Genomic DNA, 4,014 nt, shown 5'->3' with positions numbered 1-4,014 from the left:
AAGAAGTAAAGCCATATGCGTATGATATAGATGAATTATTGAATGAATGGGAACAGCTAGTACGTCCTTGGATCCAATTGAAGCGACCAAAATATGTACATCCGAGTCAAATTGATTCGTTACTTGAATCAATGAGACAATTTGTCGTACAGTCCTTTTATAAAGCTACTAGTAAAAAACGTTTTTTAAAGTCTGTACATTCTTCCAAATATACTTTAGAAACCATTCTTCAAGCGTTACAGGAGGTCGGGGAGTAACATGCTAAAAAACAAAAGTATAGCTGAGCTATTAGATGATTGGAGAATTGATAATAATCGATTTCCACAAATAGAGCATATCCATACTGTGGAGGAAAAAGAAGCTATATATGCTCCTTTTCCAGATCAAATGCATTCATCCATAACAAATGCTTTAAAAAAGCGAGGGGTGGAACAACTCTATATTCATCAAAGACAAGCCTTCGATGCTGCTTCCTCAGGGAAATCGTTTACTGCAATTACCCCCACCGCCTCTGGAAAATCTCTTTGTTATCATCTTCCCGTATTGCAATCTATTATGGAAGATCCCACCTCTCGAGCAATTTACTTATTTCCGACTAAAGCGTTAGCACAGGATCAGAAAAGTGATTTAAATGAATTGATTCGGGAAAGCGGGGAAGAGATTTTAAGTTATACCTATGATGGTGATACCGAGCCGGGAATACGCCAAAAGATTAGGAAATCAGGACATATAGTGCTGACCAATCCAGATATGCTGCACTCAGGTATTTTGCCGCACCATACAAAATGGGTTTCACTATTTGAAAACCTTAAATATATTATTATAGATGAAATTCATACATATAAAGGTGTATTTGGAAGCCATGTGGCACATGTCATTCGTAGATTAAAAAGAATCTGTGAATTTTATGGTAGTAGTCCTCAGTTTATTTGTACATCTGCCACAATTAAAAATCCTAAGGAGCTTGCTGAGAACCTAACAAACGAATCACATTTACTTATAAATGAGAACGGTGCACCTGCTGGAAAAAAACATTTTGTTTTCTATAATCCTCCGATTGTACATCCCGTTTTTAATGTGAGACGAAGTGCTGTATTAGAAGTGAGAGACCTTGCACAAGAGTTATATGTAAATGGAATTCAAACGATTGTTTTTGCAAAAAGCAGAGTAAGAGTAGAAATGCTTGTGACTTATTTGCAGGCTCTAGTAAGTAAAAAAATAAATGACCAATCTATTCGTGGTTATCGAGGCGGTTATTTACCTTCTGAGCGACGAGTTATTGAAAAAGGACTTCGGGATGGAGTAATTCGTACTGTAGTAAGTACGAATGCATTAGAACTAGGTGTAGATATTGGTCAGCTTCAAGCGTGCATTATGACTGGATATCCTGGTAATATAGCTAGCGCATGGCAGCAGGCAGGACGAGCTGGGCGTAGGCAGGATGAAGCGCTCATAATTTATGTGGCGCAATCTACTGCCCTAGATCAATACGTAGTTAAGCATCCGAACTATTTTCTAGGACAATCACCGGAAGAGGTTCGAATTCATCCTGATAACATGATTATTTTAATGGATCATCTTAAATGTGCCGCTTTTGAGCTTCCTTTTACAACGAGCGACAATTATGGTGAATTTTCAATTCAAGAGTTGCTAGAGTTCTTAGAAAGTGAAGGGGTTCTATTAAAAACAGCAGATAAATGGCATTGGATGTCCGAAAGCTTTCCAGCTAGTAATGTTAGTCTTCGTTCTGCCTCCCAAGACAATGTCATTATAATTGATCAGTCAATACCTACTAAAACTCGAGTCATAGGAGAGATGGATCTTTATAGTGCGATGACCCTGCTTCACGAGGAAGCTATATACCTTCATCAAGGAACACAGTTTCAAGTAGAGAAATTAGATTGGGAAGAGAAAAAGGCATTTGTTAAAGAAGTGGACGTGGATTATTTTACAGATGCTAATATTGCAATCGAGCTAAAGGTGCTAAGTGAGGATAAGGAAAAAGAAGCTGATATTGGAACACTACGTTTTGGAGACATTATTGTTCTTGCTCAGCCGACCATCTTCAAAAAGATTAAGTTTGATACGCACGATAATATCGGATCAGGTAAAATACATTTACCTCCTTTAGAGCTTCACACTACATCCACTTGGTTTAGCTTTGATAAGCCAAATGACTGGTCGGAAACCTTGCTTTCAGATGCGATGACGGGTGTAGCATATGCTTTGCATTCATTTATACCATTATTTATTCATTGTGATTCTAAGGACATTCATGTAGTCCCACAGGTAAAATCAGTAAACGTGGAGAAGCCTACTTTCTTTATGTACGATAGCTATCCTGGCGGTATTGGTTTATCCGAGAGAATGTTTGACCTATGGAATGACTTAGTTCCAAAAGTTACAGAGCAAGTCGCGAGCTGCCCATGTACAAGTGGGTGTCCAGCTTGTATTGGAGCGCAAGATGCTGAAAATAACTTAAAGAAAGAAGTTATAAAATTACTGCATATGCTACAGGTGGATCGTTATGTCATATGAGAAAAAACTATTAGAGATGAAGGGACTTCTGAAGAAGAATGTTCCCGAGAAACAGCCCAAAAAGGAAGTGCCAGAACTTGCACTTCCTTTTTATACAGAACAATGGAAACAAGCTGGCTTAAAGCTTATAAAAAACGAGAAGGGTTTTTTCTTTTTAAAAGAAACATTTTATCGTAAGAAGCATATACATGGAACTATTGGTTTGGATAAGCTGGAGGAGGCAATCTCCTTTATGCAAGAGAGATATCCAAATCATCCACTTACGGTTTCACCAGGTAATCCTTTTTGCTTCTATGATACAGAAACAACTGGTTTAAAAGGGACAGGTGTGCTCATTTTTTTAAATGGTATATTAAAAAAAGCGCCCGGGGGATACTTGCTATCTCAATATGTGTTAGTAGAGCCTGGGCAGGAAGCAGCGTTTCTGTTAGCTACTGAATTTTGGAAAGATACACAAACTATTATTACTTATAATGGTAAGAGTTTCGATATTCCACAGTTAAATACTCGCTGGACGATGAATCGCAATAATCTTCCACCATTAAAAGATCATGAGCAAATTGATTTAATGCATTCCTCCAAAAGAATATGGAAAGGTGATTTAGAGAGATTTAAACTAAAGCAACTAGAAGAGAGCAAACTGGGCTTTATAAGAAAAAATGATCTTCCTGGACACTTGGCACCCATTATTTATTTTGATGCAGTAAAACAAGGTGATCCTACTAATCTTATGAGAATTTTAAAGCATAATGAATGGGATATCTTATCACTTGCAACTCTCTATACTTTATCGATAGATCTCTTAAAAAAAGAAGAATCACTGGAAACTGCTAACACTTACACGAATATCGGTAAATGGTTTAAAGACCTAAAATCAAAAGATGCGAGCAATAAATGGTTTGAATTCGTCGTAGACCAATTTTCAGAAAGTGAAACAAGCGTCGCATACTTTTATATTGGGTTACATTTGAAAAGACAAAATCTAATAGAAGAAAGTGTAAAAGCATTTGAAGTAGCTTTGAAGGAAATCGACGGGAAATATCGTCTCAAGGCTTTAGTGGAACTTGCAAAGCTGTATGAACATCAGAAGAAAGATTATCAAAAAGCATTAGAAAAAACGCAGGAATGCTTAGATTATTGGAGTAAGACTAGGATGGATTCTCCTAAAGGTTTTAAAGGTGAGCTTCTTAAGCGGGAAATAAGGATAAAAAGAAAAATAGATATTTCCCGGGAAAGCGCACAACCTAACAAAAAACGCACATAATCACGCGAAATTACTCCATTATTCGACACCATTATGCTATAATACGAGTAGCTAATTGTAGACGGAAGGAAGATGCTACATGGAATTTAAACTTAAAGCTTCTGATATATTAGAAAAAGAATTTAAAACGGGTCTTAGAGGCTATAATCAAGAAGAAGTAGATATGTTTTTAGACGATATTATTCAAGACTATGAAGCGTTTGAGAAGAAAA

4 protein-coding genes are annotated in these 4,014 nt (G+C 36.8%); all 4 read left to right on the top strand.

All coding sequences use genetic code 11. The features are described from left to right. A partial coding sequence (locus AC06OU_RS01030; protein WP_475853476.1) for a DUF1798 family protein occupies positions 1-257 on the top strand: 257 nt, incomplete at its 5' end. 1 nt (position 258) lies between these two features. Further along, positions 259-2,538 carry a DEAD/DEAH box helicase gene (locus AC06OU_RS01025; protein WP_475853475.1) on the top strand — a complete coding sequence of 760 codons (2,280 nt, stop codon included), beginning with the start codon at positions 259-261 and terminating at the stop codon, positions 2,536-2,538. Continuing rightward, a complete protein-coding gene (locus AC06OU_RS01020) occupies positions 2,528-3,802 on the top strand; it encodes a ribonuclease H-like domain-containing protein (protein ID WP_475853474.1) in 1,275 nt (424 codons plus the stop codon). Before AC06OU_RS01025 ends, AC06OU_RS01020 begins: the two co-directional genes overlap by 11 nt. Positions 3,803-3,881: 79 nt before the next feature. Next, on the top strand, positions 3,882-4,014 hold a 133-nt coding region (locus AC06OU_RS01015), incomplete at its 3' end, for a DivIVA domain-containing protein (RefSeq protein ID WP_475853477.1).

It is taken from the genome of Psychrobacillus sp. (genome assembly GCF_056205495.1).
The sequence above is the reverse complement of the archived record's forward strand: the minus strand, read 5'-3'. Positions and strand labels throughout refer to the sequence as shown.